Source organism: uncultured Caballeronia sp., from assembly GCF_964243625.1.
Lineage (GTDB): Bacteria > Pseudomonadota > Gammaproteobacteria > Burkholderiales > Burkholderiaceae > Caballeronia.
In genome coordinates this window covers 1-2,744 of sequence record NZ_CAXTGZ010000743.1, presented here as the reverse complement: position 1 = coordinate 2,744, position 2,744 = coordinate 1, and the positions used below count along the sequence as shown (strand labels likewise).

The window sequence follows — 2,744 nt, the reverse complement described above, 5'->3', positions numbered from 1 at the left end:
TGGCGACGAAAATTTGGGCAGCCAGTCAATCGACAACAACGGATGATTGAGTATGTCGCCAGGGTGAGCCAGCACCTTCCCGTCAATCAAAGTGGGACTGCACGCGGGCACGACCTTGTCGCGGAACAGTTCAGCGCGCGTTCCGGATTGATCGAGGCTTTCGCCATAGGTAATGCGGAAATCGATGTGATGGCCATCGGGCGACGGTTCAGAATGTGTGCCATCGAGAAAGATGTCGATCTCGGGATGCTCCCGCTGCCAGGAATAGACGCGTGGCGCAAGCCACTTCGACAAGACCGACGGCAACGCGCTGATGCTCAGGCTACGCTTCAGTTTGCCCCGCTCCAGTTCCGCACGCGCCAGCCGCAGACTTTCGAACGCCTGCGCGCAACTGGCGTGATAAATCCGCCCGGCTTCGGTCAATCTCAACCGCTTGCCTTCTTTCGCCAGCAAACGCATGCCGACCGAGTCCTCCAATTGCTTGATCTGCTGGCTGACGGCGCCCGGAGAAACACCCAGTCGTCGAGCGGTTTCGATCACGCCCTGGCAACGCCCCAGCGTATCGAACACTTGCAGTGCGCGCAGAGGCGGCAACGTATCCATCAGAGTTCTCCGGGTGTGTCATTTTAGAAATTCTAAACGAACTCGCAAAATCACCCCTCTATTCTTTTGAATATTGACTTCCTAAGCTTTGGACATTGACCGGATAGAAACCGGTGAAAGCCAAGGAATGCATTCATGTTCGTCAGAAACGCATGGTATGTCGCTGCCCGCAGCGACGAAGTCGGACCCGGGCTCCATGCAACGCGGTTGCTGGGCGACGCGGTTGTGCTGTACCGCAAGCTCGATGGGGCCGTAGTCGCACTGGAAGACGCCTGTCCGCATCGCAAGTTGCCGTTATCAATGGGGCGCCTGAAAGGCGAACACGTTGAATGCGGATACCACGGACTGACATTCGATGGCGCGGGCACGTGCGTTCGCGCGCCTGGCAACGCGCGCATTCCGCCTGGTGCACGGGTACAAAGCTATCCGGCGCACGAGCGCTATGGTTTGGTGTGGCTATGGATGGGACCGCCGGAACATGCGGATCCAGCCGCCATTATCGAGGTGCCGGAATGGGGTGACCCCGCGTGGGGCATCAATCAGGGCGACGCAATGACTGTCGATTGCCACTACCTGTATGTCACTGACAACCTTCTCGATCCGTCGCATGTCGCATGGGTGCATCCATCGTCGTTTGGCAATGCAGCGTGCGAGGGCGAACCGCTCAGCACCCTGGAAAACGGAAAAGGTGTGACGGTGTCGCGCTGGATGCGCAACGTGGAGGTCGCGCCTTTCTACGCACGCTATGTCAAGTTCAGCGGGCGCTGCGACCGGAAACAGCAATACGAAGTGCGCTTTCCATCGCACGCTGTGATCAAGGCTGTTTTTACGCCTGCGGGAACCGGCAGCGAGTCCGGACCCATGCATCCCGATGTGTTCCTCATGAACTCCTATAACTTCTTGACGCCTGTAGACGAATCGACCACGCGCTATTACTGGTTCCAGGCTCGAAATTTCGACCAGAGCGACGCGCTCGTGTCGGAGCAATTCAATGAAGACGTGCGCCACGCATTCGATGAAGATCGCGTGATCCTCGCCGCCGTGCATGCCGGGATGGCAAACCGGCGGACACCGAATATCAACCTCGCGCTCGACGCGGGACCAACACGATTTCGCCGGGGCGTGCAACGCCTGATCGACGCGGAGCAACACGATAATGCGGAACAGCCATCTTTTCACATTTAAGATACCTAAATGAATTCGTATTTTCTTGAAGCGCCCTCATTCGATCGCCAGCGTGAGCGCTTTTTACACGCTGCCCGCATGGCAAATGCATCCATGACGGAGTGGCTGCATCCGTTGAAAGGACCGCGGGGAGAAACGCTCGTTACGGATGTCGCGGTGCTTGGCGATCCGCAAGCGCCCTCCCGCTTGGTCGTGCTGTCGGGGACCCATGGCGTCGAAGGCTTTTATGGTTCCGAATGTCAGATCGCGCTACTCGATTCTCTTCGAACACACGGCGTTTTCGAAGGCGTAAGCGTTGTGATCGTCCATCTCGTGAATCCGTGGGGAACGGCGTGGCTGCGGCGCGTAACGGAAGATAACGTCGATCTGAATCGAAATTATGTCGCGTTCGACCGCCCCCTCCCGGCTAACGCCGGTTATGAATCGATGCACCCAATTTACCTGTGTCCTGAACTCGAAGGCCCGGCTCGCAGCATTGCCGACGCAACATTGGCGGCGTGCATTGCCCGCGATGGCAATGCTGCAGTGATGAGCGTCGTGGAAGCGGGACAGTACGTGCACGCCGACGGCCTGTTTTTCGGTGGCCGCGAGCCGGCCTGGAGCAACCGCACCCTGCGCGCGATCATGGAAAAGCACGTTGCCGACGCGCAGACGGCAATATGCTTTGACTTGCACACTGGCGCAGGCGCTTTTGGCCATCCCATGCTGATGGCGATCACTGCAAAGGCTTACCCGATGCTGTCGCGCATGCAGGCACTCTACGGTCCGTGGCTGCATACCATTGTCACGAGTCCATCATCCACCACTGACACCGGCATTGCTGCCACTGCAACGGGCTATACATCGCAAGCCATGCTCGACCAGCTCAGTGACGTGGACCTGATGCAATTCGTTATTGAATGCGGCACATACGACCCTGCGCGCTCGCATCGATTATTGCGTGACGACCACTGGCT

Annotated in this window: 3 protein-coding genes; 2 read left to right on the top strand and 1 reads right to left on the bottom strand. The window is 58.1% G+C overall.

Annotated features, from left to right (window positions below; translation table 11 throughout):
• A partial coding sequence (locus tag ACFFAR_RS30255) for a LysR family transcriptional regulator (protein WP_375509119.1) occupies window positions 1-603 on the bottom strand: 603 nt, incomplete at its 3' end.
• Window positions 604-738: 135 nt separating this feature from the next.
• Between ACFFAR_RS30255 and ACFFAR_RS30250 the strand changes: the two genes are divergently transcribed.
• Window positions 739-1,788 carry a Rieske 2Fe-2S domain-containing protein gene (locus ACFFAR_RS30250; RefSeq protein WP_174365096.1) on the top strand — a complete coding sequence of 350 codons (1,050 nt, stop codon included), beginning with the start codon at window positions 739-741 and terminating at the stop codon, window positions 1,786-1,788.
• Between the two features lie 78 nt (window positions 1,789-1,866).
• The coding region (locus ACFFAR_RS30245) for a DUF2817 domain-containing protein (RefSeq protein ID WP_375509118.1) at window positions 1,867-2,744 on the top strand (878 nt) is incomplete at its 3' end.

Coding starts and splice junctions, on each gene's coding strand:
- ACFFAR_RS30250 (WP_174365096.1), top strand. CDS start 739: ATGTTCGTCAGAAACGCATGGTATGTCGCTGCCCGCAGCGACGAAGTC.